This is a genomic window from Streptomyces sp. P1-3 (genome assembly GCF_050613155.1).
In the GTDB taxonomy this organism is placed as follows: domain Bacteria; phylum Actinomycetota; class Actinomycetes; order Streptomycetales; family Streptomycetaceae; genus Streptomyces.
On sequence record NZ_CP192512.1, the window covers coordinates 2,846,842 to 2,872,312 of the forward strand.

17 protein-coding genes are annotated in these 25,471 nt (G+C 73.2%); 6 read left to right on the forward strand and 11 right to left on the reverse strand.

Annotation, left to right across the window (positions count from 1 at the left end):
- Nucleotides 1-64: 64 nt before the first annotated feature.
- The 3 genes from ACQUSR_RS11840 to ACQUSR_RS11850 all read right to left on the reverse strand — a co-directional run bounded on the left by ACQUSR_RS11840 (nucleotide 65) and on the right by ACQUSR_RS11850 (nucleotide 3,246).
- On the reverse strand, nucleotides 65-1,318 hold the full coding sequence (locus ACQUSR_RS11840) for a Mu transposase domain-containing protein (protein WP_431042538.1): 1,254 nt from the start codon (nucleotides 1,316-1,318) through the stop codon (nucleotides 65-67).
- 152 nt (nucleotides 1,319-1,470) lie between these two features.
- On the reverse strand, nucleotides 1,471-2,727 hold the full coding sequence (locus ACQUSR_RS11845; protein WP_431042539.1) for a hypothetical protein: 1,257 nt from the start codon (nucleotides 2,725-2,727) through the stop codon (nucleotides 1,471-1,473).
- A 159-nt stretch (nucleotides 2,728-2,886) separates the two neighbouring features.
- Nucleotides 2,887-3,246 carry a DUF1330 domain-containing protein gene (locus ACQUSR_RS11850; RefSeq protein ID WP_431042540.1) on the reverse strand — a complete coding sequence of 120 codons (360 nt, stop codon included), beginning with the start codon at nucleotides 3,244-3,246 and terminating at the stop codon, nucleotides 2,887-2,889.
- A 235-nt stretch (nucleotides 3,247-3,481) separates the two neighbouring features.
- Here ACQUSR_RS11850 and ACQUSR_RS11855 point away from each other — a divergent pair, with 235 nt between their 5' ends.
- Nucleotides 3,482-5,029, forward strand: a complete 1,548-nt coding sequence (locus ACQUSR_RS11855) for a helix-turn-helix domain-containing protein (RefSeq protein ID WP_431042541.1) — start codon at nucleotides 3,482-3,484, stop codon at nucleotides 5,027-5,029.
- Between the two features lie 386 nt (nucleotides 5,030-5,415).
- Nucleotides 5,416-6,471, forward strand: coding sequence for a DUF4331 family protein (locus ACQUSR_RS11860; protein ID WP_431042542.1), 1,056 nt, complete (start codon nucleotides 5,416-5,418; stop codon nucleotides 6,469-6,471).
- Nucleotides 6,472-6,786: 315 nt separating this feature from the next.
- On the opposite strand, the gene mfd is transcribed toward ACQUSR_RS11860, so the two are convergent.
- The 3 genes from mfd to ACQUSR_RS11875 all read right to left on the reverse strand — a co-directional run bounded on the left by mfd (nucleotide 6,787) and on the right by ACQUSR_RS11875 (nucleotide 11,692).
- Nucleotides 6,787-10,374 (reverse strand): transcription-repair coupling factor, encoded by a 3,588-nt coding sequence (gene mfd / locus ACQUSR_RS11865; RefSeq protein WP_431042543.1) that lies wholly within the window; start codon nucleotides 10,372-10,374, stop codon nucleotides 6,787-6,789.
- A gap of 204 nt (nucleotides 10,375-10,578) precedes the next feature.
- Nucleotides 10,579-11,301: a phospholipase gene (locus tag ACQUSR_RS11870; protein WP_431042544.1), complete on the reverse strand. Its 723-nt coding sequence runs from the start codon at nucleotides 11,299-11,301 to the stop codon at nucleotides 10,579-10,581.
- A 19-nt stretch (nucleotides 11,302-11,320) separates the two neighbouring features.
- The gene (locus ACQUSR_RS11875) at nucleotides 11,321-11,692 is read right to left on the reverse strand and encodes a MerR family transcriptional regulator (protein ID WP_431042545.1); all 372 of its coding nucleotides are present in this window, start codon (nucleotides 11,690-11,692) and stop codon (nucleotides 11,321-11,323) included.
- 65 nt (nucleotides 11,693-11,757) lie between these two features.
- Between ACQUSR_RS11875 and ACQUSR_RS11880 the strand changes: the two genes are divergently transcribed.
- Nucleotides 11,758-12,897: an alkene reductase gene (locus ACQUSR_RS11880; protein ID WP_431042546.1), complete on the forward strand. Its 1,140-nt coding sequence runs from the start codon at nucleotides 11,758-11,760 to the stop codon at nucleotides 12,895-12,897.
- Between the two features lie 78 nt (nucleotides 12,898-12,975).
- Here the strand turns inward: ACQUSR_RS11880 and ACQUSR_RS11885 are convergent, their stop codons facing one another.
- Nucleotides 12,976-15,555 carry an ABC transporter permease gene (locus ACQUSR_RS11885; RefSeq protein WP_431042547.1) on the reverse strand — a complete coding sequence of 860 codons (2,580 nt, stop codon included), beginning with the start codon at nucleotides 15,553-15,555 and terminating at the stop codon, nucleotides 12,976-12,978.
- Nucleotides 15,552-16,340: an ABC transporter ATP-binding protein gene (locus ACQUSR_RS11890; protein ID WP_431042548.1), complete on the reverse strand. Its 789-nt coding sequence runs from the start codon at nucleotides 16,338-16,340 to the stop codon at nucleotides 15,552-15,554. Before ACQUSR_RS11890 ends, ACQUSR_RS11885 begins: the two co-directional genes overlap by 4 nt.
- A 571-nt stretch (nucleotides 16,341-16,911) precedes the next feature.
- On the opposite strand from ACQUSR_RS11890, the gene ACQUSR_RS11895 reads away from it, so the two are divergent.
- Nucleotides 16,912-18,468: an MFS transporter gene (locus tag ACQUSR_RS11895; protein WP_431047518.1), complete on the forward strand. Its 1,557-nt coding sequence runs from the start codon at nucleotides 16,912-16,914 to the stop codon at nucleotides 18,466-18,468.
- A gap of 96 nt (nucleotides 18,469-18,564) precedes the next feature.
- Here ACQUSR_RS11895 and ACQUSR_RS11900 read toward each other — a convergent pair whose 3' ends face one another.
- From ACQUSR_RS11900 to ACQUSR_RS11910, 3 genes are all read right to left on the reverse strand, one after another.
- A complete protein-coding gene (locus tag ACQUSR_RS11900) occupies nucleotides 18,565-19,536 on the reverse strand; it encodes a cellulose-binding protein (RefSeq protein ID WP_431042549.1) in 972 nt (323 codons plus the stop codon).
- Nucleotides 19,537-19,800: 264 nt separating this feature from the next.
- A complete protein-coding gene (locus tag ACQUSR_RS11905) occupies nucleotides 19,801-23,232 on the reverse strand; it encodes an SUKH-4 family immunity protein (RefSeq protein WP_431042550.1) in 3,432 nt (1,143 codons plus the stop codon).
- 5 nt (nucleotides 23,233-23,237) lie between these two features.
- The gene (locus ACQUSR_RS11910) at nucleotides 23,238-24,215 is read right to left on the reverse strand and encodes an SMI1/KNR4 family protein (protein ID WP_431042551.1); all 978 of its coding nucleotides are present in this window, start codon (nucleotides 24,213-24,215) and stop codon (nucleotides 23,238-23,240) included.
- 208 nt (nucleotides 24,216-24,423) lie between these two features.
- Between ACQUSR_RS11910 and ACQUSR_RS11915 the strand changes: the two genes are divergently transcribed.
- Nucleotides 24,424-24,960 (forward strand): YwqJ-related putative deaminase, encoded by a 537-nt coding sequence (locus ACQUSR_RS11915; RefSeq protein WP_431042552.1) that lies wholly within the window; start codon nucleotides 24,424-24,426, stop codon nucleotides 24,958-24,960.
- Between the two features lie 3 nt (nucleotides 24,961-24,963).
- On the forward strand, nucleotides 24,964-25,467 hold the full coding sequence (locus ACQUSR_RS11920) for an SUKH-3 domain-containing protein (protein ID WP_431042553.1): 504 nt from the start codon (nucleotides 24,964-24,966) through the stop codon (nucleotides 25,465-25,467).
- Nucleotides 25,468-25,471 lie beyond the last annotated feature (4 nt).

A 25,471-nucleotide genomic window follows, 5' to 3' on the forward strand; every position in this document is an offset into this window, starting at 1 on the left:
GCCAGGCCCGGATCCGGTCATCCCGGATTCCGCTCCAGCGGCCACGGGAATTCCGCGTCAGCGGTCACGTGATGTCCCCGCGGGCTCCTCGGGACCCGCCGGTTCCCCGGATTCCCCGGGCCTCGCCGGTCCGCCCGGTTCTCCCGTAGACCCGGAACGGAATGCGGTGCCGGGCCACTTCGGTCAGTCCGGCCAGATCGGCGACGACCACGAGTTCGCCGCGTTCGGCGCGTACCCACACCCGGGAGCCCGCGAGCGCGGGCGGAACGCCGTAGCTGCGCCGGTCGTAGGTGACGGTGCCGCCCGCACCGACCACGACCGTACGGCCGAGGCCCGCGGTGTACGGGGCGGCGGGCAGCACGTGCAGCCGCTCACGCTCCGCGGCCAGGCGGTCGTACGGGGTATCGCCCGTTCCCTCGTGCCGGGCCGCCCCTCCCCCATCCGCGCGCCGGTCGCCGTCCCGGTCCCCCCGCGGGCCGGCAGCCCACTGGCCCTGCTGGCTGTTGGACCACTCGCCGAACTTCGCGCACGCGTCGCGCAGTTCACCGAAGGACAGGTACTCCCGGCGCAGCTCCGCCGCCGTCGGCACCAGGTCGGCCGGGGCTATCCGCACCTCACCGGCCCGGCCGCCGCCGGGCGGTTCCCCGGTGTACGGGGCGCAGACGCGCACCTGCAGACCGTAGTGGCCGCCGACCGCGACCAGGTCCGGATGACGGACCCGCCCACCGCTGTGCGGCCGGGCGAGGAGATACGTCGGCGCGCCGCCCAGGGTGCGCAGGGTGGTGTCCAGGCAGCAGACCAGGGTGGGCAGGCCCCGGTCCTGGCACGGGATGACGACGCGGAACCGCGACCAGGCGAGCCAGGCACTGAACAGGACGGTCCGGCGCCGCTCCCCGCGCGGTCCGGGCACCACCGGCCCCTCGCCCCAGCCGTACTGGAGCCACAGCCCCGGCTCGGCGATCCACGGCCGGTAGGCGCGGTGGTCGCCCGCCCGCCAGCGGGCCTTGGCCTCGGCCACCGCCCGCCGGGCCGTACGTTCACTTCCGGTATATCCCATTCTCACCAGGCGCTCGTGTGCCCGGGCCGCACTGATATGTCCTTCGGAACGGTCCACCCATTCCTCGATCTTCTCCACATGCGCGTCGATTTCGCGCGGGCGGCGGGACGGTCCGGTCACCGGACGGCCCGCGTCCCGGGCGGCCACATAGCGGCGCACGGTCTTCGGGTCGCAACCCGCGAGCCGCGCGGCGGAATGGACGCATTCGGTGGTGTCGTACGCCACCAGGATCTCGATGATTTCCTCGTCCGTTTTCTTCACGACCGCTCCAGGCACACCAGGCGGTGCGTTAAATTCTCACGGCAGATGAACATCCGCTGCTCTCTCTGACGAATTTCTCTGACGAACTGACGAACTGGCGGAAGGTGAGGGCGCGTGGCCCGGCGCGGTGGCGCGAGGCACGCGCGGCCGCGTCAACCCGGCAGTTCGGCGACGTCGCGCGGACGTGTCAGCAGCGGTGAGGCAATGTGCTCCGGTCGGCCGTCGGCCGACGGGAGCGCGGGGAGAGGGCGATCGGGCCCGGTCAGGGCGTCCGCGAACCGCTTGGTCTGCTCGCTCCCGCCCTGTCCGACGGAGACGTGGCCGACCGGCGCCAGCGGCAGGGGCGGCCAGCCCGGCGGGAACCGGAGTGGGCGCGGCGCCACCCCGGGGGCCCCCTCACCAGGAGAGCGGGGCGCCACCGCCCGGTCCCCCTCGCACCCGTACGTACGGCAGAGAGGTCCGGCGGCGGTGAACGGAGGCGGCGGTGAACCGGCACGGGCGGTGGCAGCGTGCCGGCAGGCGCCGCCGGTGGCCGCGGACGGGCCACCGGCCCCGGAATGGCCGGGCGGGCCCGACGGCCCGGCCCCGTACGGCGGTTGGGCCCCGGCGCCACCGCCCTCCTCGGACAGCACCGGCAGTGGCGGCAGGCCGGGTATGTCGGGCAGGGCCGGCAAGGGCTCCGGCGCGGGCGCCTCGGGCACCGTCCCAAGGCCGGGATCCGACGGGACGAGCGCGGCAGCGCCGGGGACGCCGACGCCGGGCAGGCGCGGGTGCGAGGACAGGGGTGGGGGCAGGCGCAGGCTCGGGTGCGGGTGCGGGTGCGGGGGCAGGCGCAGGCTCGGGTGCGGGTGCGGGTGCGGGGGCAGGCTCGAGGGCGGGGGCGGGGGCGGAAGGTGATCAAGGGGCGACGGGGCGGGGCTCGGTGGCACGGCGGGACTCGGCAGCGCTGCGCGCGGCGCGGCACGCTGCGGCACCACGGGGCTCGGCAGCGTGAGGCGCGGCGGCACGGCGACGCGCGGCTGCAACACGAGCCCCGGCGGCACCGTGGGGCTCGCCGCAGCCGCCCACTCGGAGGCCTCGGCCACTATCCGCTCAGAACTCGCCGCAGCCGCCCGCTCGGAGGTCTCGGCCGCCATCCGCTCAGAACTCGCCGCCACCGTCCGGTCAGAACTCGCCGCCACCGTCCGCCCGGTGCCCTCCGCACCCGTGCGCGCCAGGTCGGAGTCCGCCCCCGGCAGGCCGCCGGGCGCGAGCCGCGCGGGCGCCGTCGCGTCTGCGGTTCCCGGAGGTTCAGCCGCACGCGCCTCGCCGGCCAGCACCGCGGCCAGGACCAGAAGGCCGCCCAGCAGCAGGAGGACCAAGGCCGCGCGCTTCACCGCCGGCTCGTACTCGCGGGCGTACGCGCGCACGGCGGCAGAAGGAGAAGCACACGCCGACACGGTGAGTTCCTCCCCCTGGCTCACGGGACGCGCGGACCACGCCGTATGGAACACGAACGGTTCCGACCTGCGCAACCCTGCCTTGCCGCACCCCAGTTGCGTGCCGCAGTCGCGTGCCGGGGCTGGACGCTACGCCCCACCGCCGGGCGGCGGCGCCTCGTCGACGAGCCGCCGCGCCCGCGCGCGGGGGTCGTAGTCCGGTCCCACCCCCTCGACGAGCACGACATCGCCCTCGATGTGGTCCGTACGCAGCGGCAGGATCTCCTGGTACGCGGGCGAGTCGTACCAGGCGCGGGCCTCTGCCAGGCCGGGGAACTCGATCAGCACCATGCTGCCGGGCCACTCCCCCTCGACGACCTCCGCGGGCGGGCCGTGGATGACGAACCGCCCCGCGAACGGGTCCAAGGTGGCCTGGATGCGCTCCAGGTACGTGATGATGTCGGCGTGCGGGCGGCGGCTGCGGAGGTGCGCGAATCCGTAGGCGGGCATGAGCAAGCTCCTTCCGGAGGCCGGAGGCCGGAGGCCGGTGGCGTGGACGGGATGAGGCGAGACCGCACGGCGGCTCCATGACGACCGTAGGCGTTGATGAGGCGAGGTCGCGTGACGGCTCCTTGACGACCGTAGGCGCACCCCGGCCAGCCTGCGATTACCTCCCACGTCATGCCAACCGCGCCTTGCCATACGACCGTTGCGCCCGCCTGCCCACGCACTAGCCTTGGGCGGCATGGGACCAGCGCCTACGGAGACCCGAACCGGCCGCGTCGACGACGTCCTCATGCTGACCCGGCTGGCCGCCGGGCGCCGGGCCGTGCGGCCGATCCTCGACTGGCTGGCCGCGCGCAGCGGCGCCGCCGTCGGGCTGATCGGGGGCGACGGCGAGGTGCTGGTCACGGCCGGCGGGACGGACGCCGGCGCGCTCGGCCCGGCCGCGGACGCCGCGGTCGAGCTGCGCCGTCGCGGTACGCCGTCGGCCGTGCTCGGCGACGGCCGGGCGGCCACCGTCCATCTCGTCTCCCTCGGCCTCGAAGGCGCGGCGGACCAGGCCCCGTTCCTGGCCGTCGCCGCTCCCGCGCGGGAGCCGAGGCACCTGAGCGTGCTGCTCTCCGACGCCTCGCGCACCCTCGCCCTGTGCTGGCGCGTGGAGGAGGCCGAACGCAACCGGCGCCGCGTGGAGTTCGCCGAGGCGCACAGCCGCGAGGCCGTCCTGCATCTGCTCATGGTGGGCAGCGTGCCCGCCGCGCAGCGGGTCGCCGGGGCGCTGGGCCCGGCGCTGCCGCCGCTCAACCGGGTGTACGTGGTCGAGTGCCCCGGCAACCGGCGGCGCGAGATCGCGCTGCGCATCGCCCGCGCCGCGCACGGCAGGGCATGGATCGTGCCCTGCCCGGTGCGCCCCAACCACCTGATCGCGCTGGTGCCCGTCCACAGCGAGGAGGCGCCGGACGCCGGCCCCGGTGCGGGTACGGCGCCGGACGGCGGAGCCGAGGACCGGCCGGACGAGCCGCCGCTGGACCGGCTGATCACCCGGCACATCCCCGGCTGCCGGGTCGGGGTGAGCGCGGAGGTCGCACTGCGCGACACCCCGATCGGCTACGAGCAGGCCTTCCACGCGCTGGCCGTGGCGCGCAGCGCCCCCGAGGGCTGCGCGAGTTTCGGCCGGCACACCGACATCAGCGTGCTGTCCACGCCCGAAGGGCGGGTGTGGGCGGCGGACCTCCTCGGCCCGTGCCTGCGGTACGCGCCGCCGCGCCGGGCCGACCCCGGCCCGCAGGAGCTGCTCGGCACGCTCGGCTCCTGGCTCAGTTTCGGCGGCGCCGCCAGCCGCCACCTGAAGATCCACCGCAACACACTCGCCGCCCGGGTACGGCTGCTGGAGGAGCTGCTGGGGCTGGAAGTGGGCCGCGGCCTGGCCGATCAGTCCGCGGCCTGGCTCGCCCTCCAGCTGCACGCCACCGCGCAGTGGCATCCGCCGGCCACCGCGGACGGCCCGGCCTGCTTGCGTACGGTGCTGGACACCACCGCCGCACGGGTCTGGGCACAGGTGCAGTTGCGGCCTCTGGAGCAGGCCAACGTGACCGCCGGTCCCGAGACCGTACTGGCCTGGCTGCGCGCCGACGCCCGGCTTCCCGCGACCGCCGCCGGCCTGGGGATCTCGCTGCCCGGTGCGCGCAAGCGGCTCGCCAGGGCGGAGGAGGCACTGGGACGTTCGCTGCTGCGCGCGCCGAGCGCGAAGTACGAACTGTGGCTGGCGATGCGGGCGTTGCGCCGGCTGTGACGGCAAGGGCCGCGGATCCGGGGTCGGCCGGAACGCGGCTCGGATGGACGGCGTAACGGTTCCCCGGATGGCCGGCGTCGCAGTTCCCCGGATGGGTGCGGCGTCACGGTTCCGGATGGGCGGCGTCACGGTTCGAAGCGCAACCGGGAACGGGCATCACTGTGCACAGTGTTCCTCGCCGCGCCGCCGCCACCCGCATAGCGTCATGGGCACGCCCCCGGCGGACCGAACCGAAGTCGACCTCGCAACCTCCCTGAGTGCCGTGCGGATCCCCCCCCTTTTCGTACGGCCGCGACTGGCGCCGGCCCGCCGGGAGCGCCTGACGCCTCAGTCCCCCGAGATCTCCCCAGCCCTCCAGTCCCCCCACCGGCAGAACAGGACCGCTGATGAGTCATCACCACGACTCGATTCTCGCCCGCCAGGATCCCCGGCTGGACATCAGCGACACCTACCTGTTCCGCGGGACGCGGGGCACCGTCTTCGTCGTCAACGTCAACCCACTGTCGGGGGACGGCGGCTTCCACGACGACGAGAGCCTGTACGAGATCAAGGTGGACACCGACGGCGACGCCGTCGAGGACATCACCTTCCGCTTCACCTTCTCCGCGTACACCGCCTACGGCCCGCAGCGCTGGGAGCTGCGCCGGCTGGACGGGGCGGACGCCCGCGACCGGTTCGCGACGGGCACCCCGCTGCTCAGCGGCACCACCGGGGAGGTCGCGGCGGACGCGGCGGGGCTGCGCGCGTGGGCGGGCCGGGCCGGAGACCCGTTCTGGATCGAGGGCATGGTCGTCACGGCCGTGAAGACCGCGATCACGCGGGGCACGGCGCCGGACCTGGCGGGCTTCGACCCGGCGCGGGCCAGGAACCTGTTCGCCGACACCGATGTGCAGTCGATCGTGCTGGAGGTGCCGGACGAGGCGCTGGGCGGCGCCGGGAGCCGGATCGGGTTCTGGGCGGTGTCGGTGCTGGCCACCGACGCGGGCGGCTGGCGGCCGATCAACCGCTGCGGCAATCCGCTGCTCAACACCCTCTTCGACCTCGAAGACCCCGAGCGGCACATCGACTTCAACGCCACCGAGCCGGCGGAGGACCGGGCGCGGTACGGGCCGGAGATCGTCCGGGCCACCGAGCGGGCCGCGGGCGCCGCGGGCGCGGTCCCGGACCCGTACGCGTACGCCACCCACGTCCGCGACCTGCTGCTCCCAGACGTGCTGCGCTACGAGGTGGGCAGCGAGGCCCGGTTCGGGGTCGACGGCCGGAACGGACGCGGGCTCACCGACAGCGCCCCCGAGGTGATGTTCGAGCTGATACTCGGCGTCCCCGTCAAGCTGGGGTTGGACGCGAGCGCAGCCACGGGGGTGCTGCGCCGCGACTTCCCCTACCTCTCGGAGCCGGGAGCCGGGCCGGAGCGGGGGGCCGGCCCGACTGCGGCCCGATGAACGGGTTGGTGAACGGCCCGGTGAACGGGTGCCGGTAGCGGGCCGGTGAGGCGGGTCCTCACGGCCCGCTACCGGCGCCCCACCTGGGCGCGCACCGCACCGGGCCGGGTCACGACCGCCGCGGACGCCCCGGGGCGGCTGCGGGAGCTGTGACGCGCCGGCCCCGGCCGTCCGGTAGGGCCGGCCGGGGCGCCGCACCCGCCCGGCCCCTGCTCACCGGCGCGCCGAAGACGCCCTCGCGGCCGCACGGGGCACCGCGGCCGGGGCCGCGCTGCCGCCCGCCGGACGTGTCCGGCGGGTTCGACGTGTCCGGTGCTACGAGCCCAGGATCGTCGTGAGGAACTCCCCCGTCCAGGCGAGCAGTTCGCGCCCCACCACCGGCTTGCCGCCGACCCGGGCCGTGGTCGGGCGCGGCACCAGCACCTGCTGGGTCGCGGGCTTGAGCACCGAGCGCGGGTGGAGTCGCTTGAGCCGCAGTTCCTGGGACTCGCGCAGCTCCACCGGGCCGAAGCGGACGTTGGAGCCCTGGAGGGTGATGTCGGTGACGCCGCAGGCGCGGGCCAGCAGCCGCAGTCCCGCGACCAGGAGCAGGTTCTCCACGGGCTCGGGGAGCTTGCCGTAGCGGTCGGTCAGCTCTTCGCGGACCGCCGCGATGTCCTGCTCGTTGTTCGCGGAGGCGATGGCTCGGTATGCCTGGAGTCGCAGCCGCTCGCCGGGGGCGTAGTCGTGCGGGACGTGCGCGTCCACCGGCAGTTCGATCTTCACCTCCAGCGGCGGCTCCTCCTCGACGCCGCCCTCCAGGGACGCGCGGTAGTCGGCGACGGCCTCGCCGACCATGCGGACGTACAGGTCGAAGCCGACGCCCGCGATGTGGCCGGACTGCTCGCCGCCGAGCAGGTTGCCCGCGCCGCGGATCTCCAGGTCCTTCATCGCCACGTACATACCGGCGCCCATCTCGGTGTGCTGGGCGATGGTGGCCAGCCGCTCGTGTGCGGTCTCGGTGAGCGGCTTCTCCGGCGGGTAGAGGAAGTAGGCGTAGCCGCGCTCGCGGCCGCGCCCCACCCGGCCGCGCAGCTGATGCAGCTGGGAGAGGCCGAAGTTGTCGCCGCGCTCGACGATGAGGGTGTTGGCGTTGGAGATGTCGATGCCGGACTCCACGATGGTGGTGGAGACCAGGACGTCGAACTTCTTCTCCCAGAAGTCGACCACGACCTGCTCCAGGGCGGTCTCGGACATCTGACCGTGGGCGGTGGCGACGCGCGCCTCGGGGACGATCTCGCGCAGCCGGGCGGCGGCCCGGTCGATGGACTCCACGCGGTTGTGGATGTAGAAGACCTGGCCCTCGCGGAGGAGTTCGCGGCGGATGGCGGCGCCGATCTGCTTCTGCTCGTACGGCCCGACAAAGGTCAGCACCGGGTGCCGCTCCTCGGGCGGGGTGGTGATCGTGGACATCTCGCGGATGCCGGTGACCGCCATCTCCAGGGTGCGGGGGATCGGGGTCGCGGACATCGTCAGGACGTCCACGTTCGCGCGGAGCTTCTTCAGCTGCTCCTTGTGCTCGACGCCGAACCGCTGCTCCTCGTCGACGATGACCAGGCCCAGGTCCTTGAACTTGGTCTCGGAGGAGAACAATCGGTGGGTGCCGATGACGACGTCGACGGAGCCGTCGCGCAGGCCCTCCAGGACCGCCTTGGCCTCGGTGTCGGTCTGGAACCGCGACAGCGCCTTGACCACGACCGGGAACTGGGAGTAGCGCTCGGAGAACGTGCCGTAGTGCTGCTGGACGAGGAGGGTGGTCGGTACCAGGACGGCGGCCTGCTTGCCGTCCTGCACGGCCTTGAAGGCGGCCCGTACCGCGATCTCGGTCTTGCCGTAGCCGACGTCGCCGCAGATCAGCCGGTCCATCGGGACCGTCTTCTCCATGTCCTCCTTGACCTCGGAGATGGTGGTGAGCTGGTCGGGGGTCTCGGCGTACGGGAAGGCGTCCTCCAGCTCCCGCTGCCAAGGGGTGTCGGAGCCGAAGGCATGGCCGGGGGCGGCCATCCGCGCCGAGTAGAGCTTGATCAGGTCGGCGGCGATCTCCTTGACGGCCTTCTTGGCGCGCGCCTTGGTCTTGGTCCAGTCGGCGCCGCCGAGCCGGTGCAGGGTCGGGGCCTCGCCGCCCACGTACTTGGTGACCTGCTCCAGCTGGTCGGTGGGGATGTACAAGCGGTCGCCGGGCTGGCCGCGCTTGGCGGGGGCGTACTCCACCAGCAGGTACTCGCGGGTGGCGCCCTGCACGGTGCGCTGCACCATCTCGATGTAGCGGCCGACGCCGTGCTGCTCGTGGACGATGTAGTCGCCCGCCTGGAGGGTGAGCGGGTCGATGGTCTTGCGGCGGCGGGCGGGCATCCGGGCCGCGTCCTTGCCCGCGGCCTTCTGCCCGGACAGGTCGGTCTCGGTGAGCACGGCCAGCTTGCGGTCGGGGTCGATGAAGCCGTAGTCGATGGAGCCGCAGGCGACGTGGACGACGGCGGCGGAGACACCGGCGAGGTCGGCCTCCAGTCGGGCGGGGATGCCCTCGCCGCCGAGCACCTCGGCGGTGCGGGCGGCGGGGCCGTGGCCCTCGGTGACGTAGACCGTGCGCCAGCCGTCGGCGAGCCAGCCCTTGGTGTCGGCGAGCGCGCGGGCGGTGTCGCCCCGGTAGGACTCGGGGGCGTGCATGCCCAGCTTGAGGGTGTCCGCACCAAGGTCTTCATCGGCGGCGAAGGGGCTGACGGACCACCACATCATGCCGAGTTCGCGGGCCCGGTCGCGGACGTCGGCGATGCCCCACAGCGAGGCGGCGCCGACGTCGATCGGCGCTTCGCCCACCCGTCGCCCACCACCACCCGTGCCGGAGCGGTCTTCGACCGCGCTGGACATGGCGGACGCGGCCCAGGACGCCTGGAGGAACTCCTGGCTGGTGGCCACGAGGTCGGCGGCCCGGGTGCGCACCCGCTCGGGGTCGCAGACCACGGCCATGGACCCGGCCGGGAGCACGTCGAGCAGCAGCTCCATGTCGTCGACGAGGACCGGGGCGAGGGACTCCATGCCCTCCACGGCGATCCCCTCGGCGATCTTGCCGAGCAGCTCGCCCAGCTCCGGGTGCGCCTCGGCGAGCGCGGCGGCCCGCTGCCGCACCTGGTCGGTCAGCAGCAGCTCACGGCAGGGCGGCGCCCACAGGCCGTGCTCGGCGACCTCCAGGGACCGCTGGTCGGCGACCTTGAAATACCGGATCTCCTCGACGTCGTCGCCCCAGAACTCGACCCGGAGCGGATGCTCCTCGGTCGGCGGGAACACGTCGAGGATGCCGCCGCGCACGGCGAACTCGCCGCGCTTCTCGACCAGTTCGACCCGGGAGTAGGCCGCGGCCGCGAGCCCGTCCACGATCTGCCCCAGATCGGCGGTCTGCCCGGTGCGCAGACTGACCGGCTCCAGCTCGCCCAGCCCCTTGACCTGCGGCTGGAGCACGGAGCGTACGGGTGCGACCACGACGGAGACGGGCCCGGCGGCGGGGTCGTCGGCGCTGGGGTGGGCGAGCCGGCGCAGCACGGCCAGCCGCCGCCCGACGGTGTCCGAGCGCGGGGAGAGCCGCTCGTGCGGCAGGGTCTCCCAGGACGGGTACTCCACGACCGCGTCCGCGCGGCCCGGCGGCATCAGCGAGCGCAGCGCGGCCGCCAGGTCCTCGGCCTCCCGGCCGGTGGCGGTGACGGCCAGCACGGGCCGTCCGGCGGACCGGGCCAGGGCCGCGACGGCGAGGGGCCGCGCGGCGGGCGGCCCGACCAGGTCGACGTGCGTCCGGTTGCCGTCGGCGGCGGCCTGGACCGCCTCGGCGAGCGCGGGGTCTTCGATGACCGCGTCGAGCAGACCGTGCAGGCTCATGAGGCAGTTCCCGTCCCAGGTGTGCGCAGGTGTGCGGGGGGTGGACAACGCGAATCGCCCGACACGTGGCGACGGGCCGGGTTTTTTCCCAGCCTACGACGCCCCACCGACACCCGCGCCCGGCCGCCGGTGGCCGCTGACACGGCCGGCCCGGTGCGCCCCCGAGGGCGCACCGGGCCGGCCGGCTCACAGGCGGCGCTCCTTTTACAGGTGGCCGAGGGCCACCACCGCGTCGTAGTACTTCTTGGCGACCCTTCGGCACGCCTTGCGCTGGGCCTGGGTGTACGGGCCCCACTGGTGGTCGCAGGTCCAGTTCATGTCGTACAGGAACGTGTTATCGACATGCTTCTTGTTCGCCCTGCTGAACGCGTTCAGGTGCTTGTAGTTGCGGTAGCCGAAATCGTGCCGCGCGCACGCAAAACCGAAATGGAAGCCACCCGGGTCATCCGATACGCCGGTGCACCCGTCGTTGTTCCAGTTGAAGCCGTACGGGTTCCTGTTGTGCAGCCGCCAGTTTTCCCGGTCCACCGCGTAGTCACCACCGGAATCCTGGCTCGCGGACGTCAGATGCTTCAGCCGCTTGAGCTTCTGCTCCCGGGAGTACGCCCTGGTCGCCGACTGGTCCGCGTCGGCCTCGGCCGAGACGGTGGTGGTGGTGGTGGTGGCGGTGCGGTCCGCGTCCGCGGTTTCGGCGAGTGCCGGAGTGACCAGCGAGAAGGCCACGGCACCGGTGAGCGCGGCGCCGGCCAGCGTCCTACCGAATTTCTTCACGAATCGATTCCCCTCTTGCCTGCCGGGAATGTCATCCCGGCGGTCGATCGCGAACTCGACCGGGGGGAAATAGGCGTCGCGGCAGAAAACCCGCACCTCTCGTCCCCCGAACTCGAGTGCGTTCGAGAGGCTATCGTGCGGAGTTGAATCATCCAACCCGCTTGGCACCTTATTGTCAGTCCGGCGCATAAGTGGCCGAGGCCGTGGAAATGGCTTCCTCGAGGACATCGCGGGAGCGGATCAGATCGGTGATCATTCGATTGATACGGTCCCGTTCCGCGGTGAGCTCGGTGACCAGCCGCGGGGTGGCCCTCTCGGACGGGCCGCCGTCCGCGTCCCGCATGCAGGGAAGCAGCTGCGCGATCTTCTTGCTGTTCAGCCCCGCGGCGTAGAGCGCCTGGATGCGGATGACCCGGTCGACCGCCCACTCGCCGTAGTGCCGCTGGCCACCCGGAGTACGCTCGGCCCTCAGCAGCCCCTGTGCCTCGTAATAGCGCAACGACCGCTCGCTCACCCCACTGCGCCGAGCCAGTTCACCGATCCGCATTCCCCACCCCGCATGCCGCTGACGGACTTGAACCTGACATTGATGTCAACTTCTACCGTACCGACATGACGAACGCACCAGCGATATCCCGCCTGTTCGAACCCGCGCGCCTCGGTGCCCTGCGCCTGCCCAACCGCCTCGTGATGGCGCCGTTGACCCGCAACCGCGCCGGTGCCGACGGGGTCCCGCAGCCGATCATGGCCACGTACTACGCGCAACGCGCCTCCGCGGGGCTGATCATCGCCGAGGCCGCCACGCCGAACGCCGTGGGCCAGACCTACCCCAACATCCCCGCGATCCACAACGAGGCGCACGTGGCCGGATGGCGGCACGTCACCGATGCGGTGCGGGCCGCGGGCGGCCGGATGTTCCTGCAACTGCAGCACGGCGGCCGGGTCGGCCATCCCGACAACAGCGGGCTGACGCCGGTCGCACCGTCGCCGGTCCCGCTCCCGGAGACGATCCACACCCCCAGCGGGCGCCAGGACGCCGTCGTGCCGCGGGAGATGACCCTCGACGACATCCGTTCCACCGTGGCCGACTTCGCCGCCGCCGCCCGCAACGCCGTCGACGCCGGCTTCGCCGGGGTGGAGGTGCATGCCGCCAACGGCCACCTCCTGCACCAGTTCATGGCCCGGAACACCAATCACCGCACCGACGCCTACGGCGGCTCGATCGCCGGCCGCATCCGGTTCGCCGTCGAGGTGGTCCACGCGGTCGCCGAAGCCATCGGCCCCGAGCGGGTGGGGCTGCGCATCTCCCCGGGAATCACGTTCAACGGCATCGACGAGGGTGACACCGAGAGCATCTACCCGGCGCTCGTCGAGGCGCTGGCGGACACCGGCCTGGCCTACCTGCACATCGTGTTCGCCGACCCGGACCAGCCGCTCTTCCAGGACATCCGGAAGTCCTGGCCTGGCACGCTGATCGCCAACCCGGTGCTGGGCTGGGGCGGCCCACTGCCCGCCGACGGCGGCAAGCACGCGGGCGAGCGGCTGCTGGACGCGGGAGCGGACCTGATCGCCCTGGGCCGCGCATTCCTGGCCAACCCCGACCTGGTCGAACGACTGCGCATCGGCGCACCGCTCAATCAGGTACGCGACCAGCACATGATGTACGTGGGCGGAGAGACCGGGTACACCGACTACCCGGCGCTGGCCGACGTCCGGCAGCGGGCCGGGGCGCCCGAACCCGTCGGACCGTGACCTCGCGAGCGCGGCCGAATGCCAGTCCGGCGCATCCCCCATGATGCGCCGGACTGGCAGACCTGAAAACGGACTTCGCTAATCCGTGGCGATGGCCTTCAGAACGTTCATCCGGCCCGCCCGGAAGGCCGGGGCCAGGGCGGCGATCAGGCCCACCACGGCCGAACCGAGGAAGACCTTCCCGATCGTCGGCCACGGGATCTCCAGGACCTTCAGCCCCTCCAGCGCCAGCAGCTTCTGTGCCGTGGCTCCCCAGGCCAGGCCCAGCCCGAGGCCGAGCAGGGCACCGAAGAGGGCGATGACGACGGACTCCAGGCGGATCATGCGGCGCAACTGGCGGCGGGAGAGCCCGATGGCGCGCATCAGGCCTATCTCCCGGGTCCGTTCGACCACCGACAGGGCCAGGGTGTTCACCACACCGAGGACGGCGACGATGATCGCCAGCGCCAGCAGGCCGTAGACCATGTTGAGCAGCTGCCCGATCTGGTCCTCCATCAGCTTCTTGTAGTCGGCCTGGTTGCGCACCTTGATCTGCGGGTCCTTGCGCAGCACGTCCTTGAGCGCCTGGTACGCCGCGTCTTCCTGGCCGTCCTTCGCCGCGGCGAGGATCATCACGTCGGTGGGGATCAGCTTGGCCGGGACGTAGCGCTCCAGGGTGGAGATGTTCAGGTAGAAGGCGCCCTGGTCGAACGCGGTGTCCTCAGAGGTGATGACGGTCACCGTGAGCTTGGCCGTCTTTCCGCCCTTGAAGGCGACGGTGAGGGTGTCGCCCTTCTTCACCTTGTGGTCCTTGGCGAAGCTCTCGGGCACCGATATGGCGTCCCTGTCGTACGCGTCGACCAGCTTGCCTTCGACGACGGGGGTGCGCAGGTCTTCCGCGTAGGTGGGATCGGCGGCGCTCAGCTCCTGCGTGACGGTCTTGCCGTCCGCGGTGGTGATCCGGGCGTCCGGGATCTCCTTGGAGTCGCTGACATGATCCAGGCCGCGCACCCGGTGCACCGCCTTCTCGATCTTCGGGGTGATCGTCGCGCCTTCGTGGGCGGGCTGGATGATGAAGTCCGCGCCCACCGACTTGTCCAGCTCGTCGCTGGCCGAGGCGACCATCGAGGAGCCGACCACCGACAGGCAGGCGACCAGTGCGAGGCCGATCATCAGCGCGGAGCCGGTGGCACCGGTGCGCCGGGGGTTGCGCAGCGCGTTGCGCTCGGCCATCCGGCCGACCGGGCCAAAGGCCCGCAGCACCACTGCGGAGACCACCCGGACCAGGAACCCGGCCAGCAGCGGGCCGATGACGATGAAGCCGACGAGGGACAGCAGCACCCCGAGGCCCAGGAACATCGAGCCGTCCGCGGCCTTGTCGGCGCCCGCGGCCATCACCAGGGCCGCGGCTCCGCCCGCCGTCAGCAGCAGGCCGATCGCGCCCCGGATCCGGCCGGATCGGGCGTCCGCCGGCGTACCGGCCTCCCGCAGGGCGGCCATCGGGGAGATCTTCCCGGCCCGGCGGGCGGGGATGTAGGCGGCGATCACCGTGACGACGATGCCGATGACCAGACCGACGACCGGGGTGGCGGTCTTCACCGTCAGCTCGTCGGTGTCCAGCTGCAGACCCGCACTGCCCATCAGCTTCATCAGGCCGACGGCCACCCCGATGCCCCCGAGGACGCCGAGCACCGAGCCGACGACGCCCAGCAGCAGCGCCTCGATGAGCACGGACCTGTTGATCTGCTTGCGGCTCGCCCCGATGGCGCGCATCAGACCGATCTCGCGGGTGCGCTGGGCGACCAGCATGGAGAAGGTGTTGACGATCAGGAAGATGCCGACGAGGACGGCGATCCCGGCGAAGCCGAGCATCGCGTACTTCATGACGTCGAGGAATTCACCGAGGTCCTCGCGGTTCTCCTCGGTGGTCTCGGCCTTGGTCTGTACCTTGAAGCCGGTGCCGAGCTCGGCGATGACGTTCTTCTTCAGCTCGTCGTTGCTGACGCCGGGCTGGGCGGTGAGGGCGAAGCTGGTGTAGCCGTTCGGGACGCCGAGCACCCGCTGCTGCGCGGTGGCGTCGTCCAGCCAGACGATGGTGGAGCCGGGGTTGGTCACCTGAAAGGTGGCGATGCCGACGATCTTGGCGCGGAAGTCACCGGGGATCGCGATGACGCGCAGCTCGTCGCCGATCTTCAGCTTCTTCCGGTCCGCCGTGTCGGCGTCGATCATCAACTCGGTGGGCCCGCGCGGCGAGTGGCCGGACGTCAGCTCGACAGCCCGGAGCTCGTCCTCGTCCCAGTTGCTGACGATGGTGGGCGCCCCGGAGGTGGGGCCGACGTTGTCGTCGTCCTTGTCGACGACGGTGACGGAGGAGCTGGAAGTCTCGCCTGTCGCCGACTTGACGCCCTTGATCTTCTTGAGCTGCTTGATCTGCGAGGCGGGCAGCGTCGGCGGGGTCTTGGTCTTCTGGGTCTCGCCGCCCTTGAGGGCGTTCTTCGGGGCGACGCTGACGTCCGGCGCGGTCGCCGCGAAGAGCTTGTCGAACGTGGCGTTGGTGGTGTCGGTGAAGACGAGCGTGCCGCAGACGAACGCCACCGACAGCAGGACGGCGATGGCGGAGAGGGCCATGCGCCCCTTGTGCGCGAAGAAGTTGCGCAGGGAGGTCTTGAGGACGGTCACGACACACGTCCCCGGGCGTCGAAGTGCTTCATGCGGTCCAGGACCTGGTCTGCGGTGGGCTGGTGCATCTCGTCCACGATCCGGCCGTCGGCGAGATACAGCACGCGGTCGGCGTAGGAGGCGGCGACCGGGTCGTGGGTGACCATCACGATGGTCTGCCCCAGCTCATCCACCGAAGCCCGCAGGAAGCCGAGCACCTCGGCACCGGCCCGCGAGTCCAGGTTTCCGGTCGGCTCGTCGCCGAAGATGATCGCGGGACGCGCGGCGAGCGCGCGAGCCACGGCGACGCGCTGCTGCTGCCCGCCGGAGAGCTGGTTCGGCCGGTGCTTGAGCCGCCCGGCCAGACCGACGGTCTCCACCACCCGGTCCAGCCACGCACGGTCCGGCTTACGGCCGGCGATGTCCATGGGCAGGGTGATGTTCTCGAGCGCGTTGAGCGTGGGCAGCAGGTTGAACGCCTGGAAGATGAAGCCGATGCGGTCCCGGCGCAGCTTGGTGAGCTTCTTGTCCTTCAGCCCGGTGATCTCGGTCTCGTCTATGTAGATCTGGCCCGAGGTGACGGTGTCGAGGCCGGCGAGGCAGTGCATCAGCGTCGACTTGCCGGAGCCCGAGGGGCCCATGATCGCGGTGAACCGGCCCCGCGCGATGTCCACGTCGACCCGGTCCAGCGCCACGACCCGGGTCTCCCCCGAGCCGTACGCCTTCACGACCTGGCGTGCTCGGGCAGCGACAGCCGTATGTCCTCCACTGCCCCCGGTCCTGGGAATCGATACAGCCGTAGTCACGATGACTTCTCCTCGATAGGTATCCACGGCGATCCGCGTGCTTCGACCGCTCCCTGAAGAGTGCTTCACGGGAGCGGGTCGCCACGATGGTGCACAGCGCCGTATTCACCCGGGGGTTAACCCCACCCCCGTGGTCATGCCGTCCGTAGTCATGCCGCCCTGAGCTGCACTGCCGCAGCCACCGGGCCGTCGTTCGCCGTCCGCAACCGGACATGACAAACCCTAGGAGCGGGCCGCGGCCGCCTCCTCCTCCGCCGGTACGAACCGCGGGTAGGAGGAACTCCCGTGTGTCCCCTAGGGGTACGGGGGTCCGGAACGGCCCGGGCTCAGGGTTCCCTCTCCCGACCCCGCATGGAATGGTGGGCCATACACGAATCGACGGAGGGGCGGCCACGGTGCGCGGCACGGCGGGACAGGCACGGTGAGCGGCGCGCCGAGACGGCCGTCGGACGCGGACCCGCGACCCGAGCACCCCAATCACCCCAAGCAACCCGAGTACCCCGAGCAACCCGAGACCCCCACCTCACCGGCGTCCGGCCCCGACCACCGCCGCCCGGTCGTCGCGGCCCTCATGCTCGGGATGGCGCTCGCCGCCCTCGACGCGACGATCATCTCCACCGCCATCCCGCAGATCGTCGGCGACCTCGGCGGCTTCTCGGTCTTCTCGTGGCTGTTCTCCGGCTACCTGCTGGCCGTCACGGTCACCCTCCCGGTGTACGGGAAGCTCTCCGACACCTTCGGCCGCAAGCCCGTGCTGATCGCCGGGATCACGCTCTTCCTGGCCGGTTCGCTGCTGTGCGCGGGCGCCTGGAACATGGCGTCCCTCATCGCCTTCCGGATCGTCCAGGGCCTGGGCGGCGGTGCCCTGCAGGGCACCGTGCAGACCATCGCCGCCGACCTGTACCCGCTCAAGGAGCGCCCGAAGATCCAGGCCCGGCTCTCCTCAGTGTGGGCGGTGTCCTCCGTACTGGGCCCGGCCGTCGGCGGACTGCTCGCCGGGTACGCGGACTGGCGCTGGATCTTCCTGATCAACCTGCCCGTCGGCGCCCTCGCGCTGTGGCTGATCACCCGTCACCTGCACGAGCCCGCCCGGCCGGACCGGAAGGGCGCGCCACCACCGCGGGTCGACTGGGCGGGCGCGCTGGCCATCTTCGCGTGCGGCGGCCTGCTGCTGACCGCCCTGGTGCAGGGCGGCGTCGCCTGGCCGTGGCTGTCCGCGCCGTCGCTGGCGCTGCTGGCCGGGGCCGGGGTGTGCGCCGCGGTGACGGTGGTGATCGAGCGCCGGGTCGCGGAGCCGATCATTCCGGGCTGGGTGTGGCGGCGCCGGACCATCGCGGCGGTCAACCTCGCGTTCGGTGCGCTGGGGTTGCTGATCATCGCGCCGACCGTGTTCCTGCCGACGTACGCGCAGTCGGTGCTGGGGCTCGGGCCGATCGCCGCCGGGTTCGTGCTGTCGGTGATGTCACTGAGCTGGCCCATCAGCGCGGCGTTCAGCAACCGCGTCTACAACCGGATCGGCTTCCGCCAGAGCGCGATCATCGGGATCGGCCTCGCCGCGCTGATCCTGGCCGCCTTCCCCTTCCTGCCCTACCCGGGTGCCGCCTGGCAGCCCGCCCTGCTGATGCTGCTGCTCGGCGCCGCCCTCGGGTTGTTCCAACTGCCGCTGATCATCGGCGTCCAGTCGTCCGTGGGCTGGTCCGAGCGCGGCACCGCGACGGCGTCGATACTCTTCTGCCGCCAGGTCGGCCAGAGCGTGGGGGCGGCGCTGTTCGGCGCCGTGGCCAACGCGACGCTGGCGGCGCGGCTGGACGACGCGCCGGCGGACATCCGGCCGGGGCTGCCCGCCGACCTCGACGCGGTGTCGCAGGCGCTGGAACACCCGGGGTCGCTGACGGACCGGGCGGCGGACTATCTGCGGCAGGGCGTCGACACGGTCATCGACCACGTGTACGTGGGAGCGGCGGGGGCCGCGTTGCTGGCGCTGGCGGTCCTGGTGCTGGTGGCCCCACGGCGGTTCCCGGTACGGGAGGAGTTCGCGGAGCGGGACGAGCCTGAGGAGTTGCACGAGCCCGACGAGCGGTACGAGCGCGATGAGCGGTACGAGCGGTACGAGCCGGATTCGACGTGACGGGCTCTCCCGACCCGGGACCGGGCGCGGGCAGGGAGATGGCCCTCGCCAACCCGGGACCGATGCGGACGGGGAAGGCCGCGGGAGGGGTGACGGTCAGTCGTCAGGTCCTGACGAGGGGCCCGGGACGCGCCCCGTCGCGTCCGAGGCCGGTTCGTCGTCGCCCGGCGGCGCGGCCGCCTCGGGCTCCGCGGACGGCACCACCCTGCCCGTGACCGCCGCCAGGCTGTTGCGCACATGCTCCAGGTGCGACTTGAGCTCCTCGCGGCGCGCCGCGTGGTCGCGCAGCGTACGGTCCGTCTCCTGCACCACGCGCTGCTGACGCGCCCGCGCCTGCGCGAGGATCTCCGCGCCCCGCGCCTCGGCCTCCTCGCGCAGGTGCCGGGCGGCCTCCTCCGCCTCCGCGTACGTCCGCTCGGCCTCGGCCAACATGCTCCGTACGCACTTCTCGCGCTCGGCGAGCCGCGCCTCCGCCTCGATGTCCTGGTCCGCGAGCTCGCCCATCGCCGCTTCCCAGCGCTCGGCGTGCTGGGCCTCCTGCCGGGCGAGCAGAGCCGCCGCGCGGTCCCGGATCTCCCGCAGGTCGGCGAGTGCCGCGCTCTGCGTCTCCTTGGCCTCCTGCCGGGCGGCCGTCCGCAGTTCGTTGGCGGCGGCCTCCGCCGCGTCGAGGGTGCAACGCTCCAGGTTCTCGGCCTCGATCCGTACCCGGTCGGCCTCCTCGCGGGCGGCGCGCTGCACCTCGTCCGCCGCGGTGCGGGCGGCGGCGGCCGTCTCCCGGGCGGTCTCGTGGGCGCACGCCCGCAGGCTGCACGCCTCCTCCTCCGTCATGGCCAGGAGCAGCTGGGCGCGGTCGCTGAGCGTCTCGTACGTCTGGGGGGCGAGTTGGGCGACGGTCTCGCGCAGCCGCTTGGCCTCGGCGGCCATCTCGTTGGCGAGGACGGTCAGCCGGGCGGCCCGCTCCCACGCCGCGTCGCGCTCCCGCGACAGCTCCGCGAAATGGCGGTCGACCTGATCGGGGTGGTAGCCGCGACCGCCCCGGCCGACGGCGGAGAAGCCATGACGTGACACCGACGGACTCATCCTTCAGACCCCTTTTGGTACGGCGGGCAACGCGCTCCCGGCGCACATCTTGGTGGATCGGAGTTAATCGCCCATAACGCGACACTCCGCTTAACTTCCGGGTGGAAGATGAGTTACTCGGGGAGAAAAACCGGAATCCGGGCTGTTCGGGGCGGTCCTGGGCAAAGGGAAGGCGCCCGACCAGGTCCTCCGGTCGGGCGCCGTACGCGCGTTCAGTTCCACCCTGTCAGAGCAGGGCGCGAGGGACGGCCGTCAGAGCAGCCCGTCCCACATCTGTTCCAGCAGGACCGCCCACCAGTTGTCGGGGGCGGACAGCGCGGGCGGGTCGAGGGCCGCGAGCTGGGCCTGGAAGTCGACGGTCCAGCGGCCTGCCTGCTCGGGCGTCAGCCCGTACCGCAGTCGCCACATCCGCCCGAGCAGCGCCATGCAGCGGACGAACTCCGGCAGTCCGGTGTTCACGAACTGCGGCGGCACCGGCGCCCCGCCGGGCCCGGCCTCGACGGGCACGGCCACGATGTGCGCCGTGCCGTACTGCACACACAGCTGACGGCCGAAGTCGTTGCCCATGACGAGGTACGAACCGGCGTCCGAGGCGGGCTGCACACCGCGCTCCGCCGCCAGCTCGGCCAGCGTCGGGATCGGGCGGCCCGGCTGCGCCTGCGCCCAGAAGAACGGTCCGAAGTCGCCCGGCAGACCGGCCCAGACCAGCGTCTGCGCGACCACGTCCGGCACGCCCATGCGGGACACCGCGCGCTGGTCGAAGCGGAAGACGCCCTGCGGTCCGAACGCGCCGGCCAGCTCCTGCGCCAGGCCCTCCGGCGGCGCCGGCGGGACCCGCTGCACCTGGCTGGGGTGCGGCAGCGGAACCCGGTTCGGCGCCGGGCGGGCGGGGCCGTCGGCCACCTGGTGCAACTCCCCCTGATGCTCGATCAGGTGCCGTACGCCCTGCTGGCGGGTGGCGTGGTCGCGGCCGTAGGCGGCGGTGTGGCTGATCCGCACCTGCGGCCAGTTCTCGCGGATCATGCGGGCGCAGTAACCGCCGGGCAGATCGCAGGACTCCAGCTCGGTGTGGAGTTCCAGCACCTGCTGCGGCGGGACGTTCATCGCGCGCAGCTCGTGCAGGATCTGCCACTCGGGGTGCGGGGTGCCGGGCGCGGAGCGGCGGATGAGCTGCTGCTCGGAGCCGTCCTGCGCGCGGTAGCGCAGGACCGCCATATAGCCGGGGCCGACGGTCGGCAGGCCGGTGGGGGCCTGCGGGTAGCCGTACGGGCCCGAGCCGGGCGGCGGGACCATGCCGGGCGCGCCGGGCATACCGGGAGCACCAGGGGCGCCAGGGGGAACCGGCCCGGGCTGGCCGGGCATGCCGGGGGCACCCGGCATCTGCGGCGGCTGCCCGGGCGCGCCCGGCCCACCGGGCCCACCGGGCCCACCGGGCCCACCGGGCCCACCGGCGAGCATCGTCGCGGCGGCGTGCACCCCGCCGGGCGGCGGAGTGCCCGGCGATACGAGCGGTGGGGTGTGCGGACCAGCCTGAGCACCGGGGGCACCCGGAGCCGCAGGGGCACCCGGAGCCGCAGGGGCGCCCGGAGCACCAGGAGCGCCGGGAGCACCAGGGCCGCCGGCGAGCATGGTGGCGGCCTGGTGGGCACCGCCCCCGGGCATACCGGGCGCACCGGGAGCACCCGGTGCGCCAGGCGGCGGGGTGTGCTGACCAGGAGCGCCGGGAGCCGCGGGCATACCAGGGGCACCGGGCGGGCCGAGCGGCTGCGGACCGCTCTGGCCCGGAACGCCGGGCGCGCCAGGGGCACCGGGCGGGCCGGGCACACCCGGAGCACCGGGCGCACCCGGAGCCGCAGGCACCCCAGGAGCACCTGGAACACCCGGCGGCAGCGGGCCCGCCTGCCCCGGCTGACCGGGTCCTGCGAGCATCGTCGCGGCGGCGTGCGCCCCGCCGGGGGCACCGGGCGGACCGGGCGGCGGCGTGTTGACGCCACCGGCGCCGGGCGCACCCGGAGCACCAGGCGCACCCGGACCCGCCGCTCCCGCGGCGCCGCCCAGGCTCTCCTGGTCGAGCGCCGACATCAGCTGGGTCGGTACGTAACCACCCGCGGGTGCGCCCGGGGCGCCGGGCCCCGACGGCGGCGGAGGCGTACCCGGCCCCGCACCCGGAGCGCCAGGAGCAGGCGGTACACCCGGAACACCGGGGACACCAGGAGCAGGCGGTACGCCCGGAGCACCCGGGGCACCCGGAGCGGGCGGCACACCAGGGGCACCAGGCATACCCGGGACACCAGGCACGCCCGGAGCACCAGGGGCACCAGGAGCAGGTGGCACACCCGGAACACCGTGAGCGGCCGGCGCGGCCGGGCCGCCCGGAACGCCCGGAACGCCCGGCGGCGGCACCGGAGCACCGCCTGGTGCGGCCTTGCTGGTGGGCGCGGCGGCGATGTCGGCCGCGCCCTGCCCCGGCAGTTCGATCGCCGGGGCGATGGCCGTGCGCGGCAGAGCGCTGCCCGCCGCCATCAGCTCGGTCTTGGCGTCGGGCCGCACGCCCGGCACAGGGGTGTCCTCGTCGTCGGAGCCCGCGAGCGGCGGGGCGAAGACGGTGGCGGGCGGGACGACCGAGCGGGCGTCGTCGTCACCGCGCGGGTTGGTGTCGGCCCACGGCGTACCGCCGCTGGGCACGCCCGCCCCGGACACGCCGGACCCCGCCGGACCCGGCGGAGCCCACGGACCACCGCCCCCGGGGCCGGCCGCCGGAGCGCCACCGTGCGGAGCACCGCCGGACGACGCCTCCGTGTTACCGAAAGACGGTGCGCCTGCGGACGCGCCCGCCGCGCCGCCCCCGGGCACACCGGACTCCGGTGGAGCCCACGGACCGCCGGCACCGGCACCGGCCGCCGCGCCGCCGTGCGGAGCGCCGCCGACCGGGCCACCGGCAGACGGGCCCCCCGCGGAGACTCCGCCGGACGACGCGCCGCCCATGGCCCCGCCGTCCCGCGCCATGGCATCCCGCATCACGGCGTCGACCGGCTCCTGCGATCCGGCGTGGGGGCCCGTGCCCGCGCCACGCACGGCATCGGACGGCTCGCCCGCTCCCGCGGCCCCCCCGCCCGGCAGGCCGCCGCCACGCACGGCATCGGACGGCGAACCCGCGCCCGACGCCGAATCGCCGCCGCCCGCACCGGACGTGCCACCTATCGCCCCGTCCGACGGACCGCCGGAAGCGCTGCCCGCCGCGCCACGGGGCGAGCCACCCGGCACACCGCCCGACGTGCCGCCGGTAGCGCTCTGGCGCCGGTCCGGGATGCCGATCGCGTCCGCCGCCTCCTGGAGCCACTCCGGCGGCGTCAGCAGGAAGGAGGTCGCGTTGAGGTCGATGCGCTGCGGCGGAGGCGTCTCGGCCGGGTCGTCCTGGACCGTCCCGTACGCCTCCTCGTACCGGCGGATGACCTCGCCGACCGGCAGCCCCGGCCACAGCGTGGTCTCCCCGCTGTCGCGGGCGATGACCAGGCGCGCGCTCTCCGTGGCCGCGCCGGAGACCGGCCCGCCCTCGCGGTCCTCGGCCCAGGCGACGAAGCCCAGCCCGAACTCGCGCACCCGGACCTCGCGCTGCTGGTAGCCCGGCACGCCGGCGTTGACCCACTGCTCCGCGCGCTCCTGTGCCTGCGCGAACGTCACCATCGCGCTCACCCCTCCGCCGGGACGGCGTACGCGAAGCCGCCGTCCACCATCAGATGCGCCACGGTCTCCAGCTCCGGCGGGTTGCCCGCGAGCCGCAGCAGGAACGCGTCGAAGTCGTCGCCGCAGGGCAGCATCAGCCGCTCGACCCGGTCCTGGACCGTCCAGCCGTCCTGGTCACGCGCGTCGTCGTACGCGCAGAACCACACCGAGCCGATCGCGTCGCCCTTCACCTTGACCGCGATCACGCCGCCCTGCACGAACCCGACACCCAGGTAGTCCTTGGTGAAGTGGTCCCGGAGGCACTTGTTGACGTACACGAGGTCGTTGACCGCCGCTTCCTCCCGCACCGTGAAGAAGGGCTGGTCGACCAGGAGCCCCAGCTCGGCGTCGAGCGCGGCGCCCACCGGCGCGCAGCCGCCCGCCGCCTTCAGGAACGAGCGGTACGCCTCCGGAAGCCGGTAGCCGAGGTCCTCCTCGACGCCCAGCACCTGCTCCTCGGTGACCGATATGCCGCGCTTGGGCAGCCCGAAGTGCACCGGCCGGGTCTCCTGGAGCGGGCGTGTGCCGCGCTTGCCCTGGTCGACGGCGGCCGTGGCGAGCCCTCCGTGGTGCCGCAGCAGCGCCTTCACCTCGGCGGGGATCAGCTCCATGCGGCGCGTACCGGCGACGTGGTGCCAGGTCCAGCCGTGCGGGGTGGCGACCGACGACAGCCCGTCCCACAGCTCGTGGCCGACGTTGTGCAGCGCGGCGTTGGCGGAGACGAAGTCCGTCAGCCGCAACTCGTCGACACCGAATCCCTCGGGCGGCTCGGCGATTTCGGCAGCCGCCCGCGCATACGGAGAAAAGTCCGGATAGCCGCTTTCATCCACCCGTACACCTCTGGGGTGACGGGCAGCCCGAACCGGATCCGGGAAGTGCACGACCTGCCCGGCGTAGGCCGTGTTCGGTGGCGCGGCATGCTGCCCGAGCCGACCTGTCGTCATGGCGGTTGCCCCCTGCTGCTGCTGGCTACTGACCGACAGCCTAAGCGGTGCCGCAACAGCGGACCCCGCCCCGGCACCCACAGTGACATCCGGCCGCTCGCGACGCGCCCGGTTGACACCTGACTTCCGCACCACCCGCCCCATTTGGCAGGCTGACCCCCGCAACAGGGGGATTGCGCGCGGATTGCGCAGGGAGGGAAAGACCGCCATGAAGACTACGGAGGGTCGTGGCGCCACCGCGCCCGCGGCCGGTGATCCCCGGCTGAGCTGGGGCGCCGACGCGGCGGACGGGCCGCCCGCGCTGCTGCACCGCCGAGACGGCATCCTGCCCGCGGTCGCCGCCGCGCTCACGGTCCGCGGCGAGACGCTCACCTGCACCGCGAGCAAGGCCGATCAGCCGCCCGCGCTCCACCCGCTCGTCCAGGACTTCTTCGACACACTCGGCACCGCCCAGCGCGAGCGGTTCACCGGCCGCTGCCCGGAGGCCGTCCTGCTCTCCCGCCATCTGACCGGCGTGGAGGGCGCGCGGAGCAAGCGCGCCTCACGCAAGCCACTGACCAACAGCGAGGCGCGGCGGGCACTGAAGCAGGCGAAGATCACCGCCCGGCACATCCGGGAGGAGGGCGACCCCCGGCACGGCGGCTACGCTCAGCCCTGCCGGTCCTGCTCGGCGCTCCTGTCCCACTTCGGTGTACGCAGCGTCGGCGCCCCCGAGTCCGGCGCGGCCGGCACGGACAGGGGCTGATCGATGCGCGCTTTCGACCGTACGGCGGCGACCCGCTTCTCCGTCGCCGTCGACGCGACCCTGCGCGAGGCGGGCTGGCAGCCGGGCCGCTGGGACATCCGGCAGGCGGAGGTGTGGGCGGACACGCTGCGCGCCCACGAGTCCCCGGCCGGCCACCGGCACCGCGTCTTCCCCGCGGCCGTCGAGGCATGGGCCGAGTTCGGCGGGCTGTGGGTGCAGCCGCCCGGCTCGGGGCGGCAGATCGCGCCGACCCCGTTCCGGATCGACCCGATGAGCGGCCTGCACCTGTCCCGTACGCTCGCGGACCTGGGCCGGGCGCTGGGCACCGAGGTCGCCCCGCTGGGCGAGGAGGCGCACGGGCAGGCCCTGCTGACGATCGACGCGGAGGGGCGGGTCTACAGCCTCGACCACACCGGGGACTGGTTCCTGGGTGTGGACCTGGACGCGGCGCTGGCCACCCTGATCACCGGTTTACTGCCGCAGCGGTTGGCGCGCGGCGGGGCGTGATTCC

Excerpts from the sequence above, each read along its gene's own strand:
- ACQUSR_RS11850 (WP_431042540.1), bottom strand. The coding sequence starts at position 3,246 with ATGCCCGCCTACGGATTCGCGCACCTCCGCAGCCGCCGCCCGCACGCC.
- ACQUSR_RS11855 (WP_431042541.1), top strand. The coding sequence starts at position 3,482 with ATGGGACCAGCGCCTACGGAGACCCGAACCGGCCGCGTCGACGACGTC.
- ACQUSR_RS11860 (WP_431042542.1), top strand. The coding sequence starts at position 5,416 with ATGAGTCATCACCACGACTCGATTCTCGCCCGCCAGGATCCCCGGCTG.
- mfd (WP_431042543.1), bottom strand. The coding sequence starts at position 10,374 with ATGAGCCTGCACGGTCTGCTCGACGCGGTCATCGAAGACCCCGCGCTC.
- ACQUSR_RS11875 (WP_431042545.1), bottom strand. The coding sequence starts at position 11,692 with ATGCGGATCGGTGAACTGGCTCGGCGCAGTGGGGTGAGCGAGCGGTCG.
- ACQUSR_RS11880 (WP_431042546.1), top strand. The coding sequence starts at position 11,758 with ATGACGAACGCACCAGCGATATCCCGCCTGTTCGAACCCGCGCGCCTC.
- ACQUSR_RS11895 (WP_431047518.1), top strand. The coding sequence starts at position 16,912 with ATGCTCGGGATGGCGCTCGCCGCCCTCGACGCGACGATCATCTCCACC.
- ACQUSR_RS11905 (WP_431042550.1), bottom strand. The coding sequence starts at position 23,232 with ATGGTGACGTTCGCGCAGGCACAGGAGCGCGCGGAGCAGTGGGTCAAC.
- ACQUSR_RS11910 (WP_431042551.1), bottom strand. The coding sequence starts at position 24,215 with ATGACGACAGGTCGGCTCGGGCAGCATGCCGCGCCACCGAACACGGCC.
- ACQUSR_RS11915 (WP_431042552.1), top strand. The coding sequence starts at position 24,424 with ATGAAGACTACGGAGGGTCGTGGCGCCACCGCGCCCGCGGCCGGTGAT.
- ACQUSR_RS11920 (WP_431042553.1), top strand. The coding sequence starts at position 24,964 with ATGCGCGCTTTCGACCGTACGGCGGCGACCCGCTTCTCCGTCGCCGTC.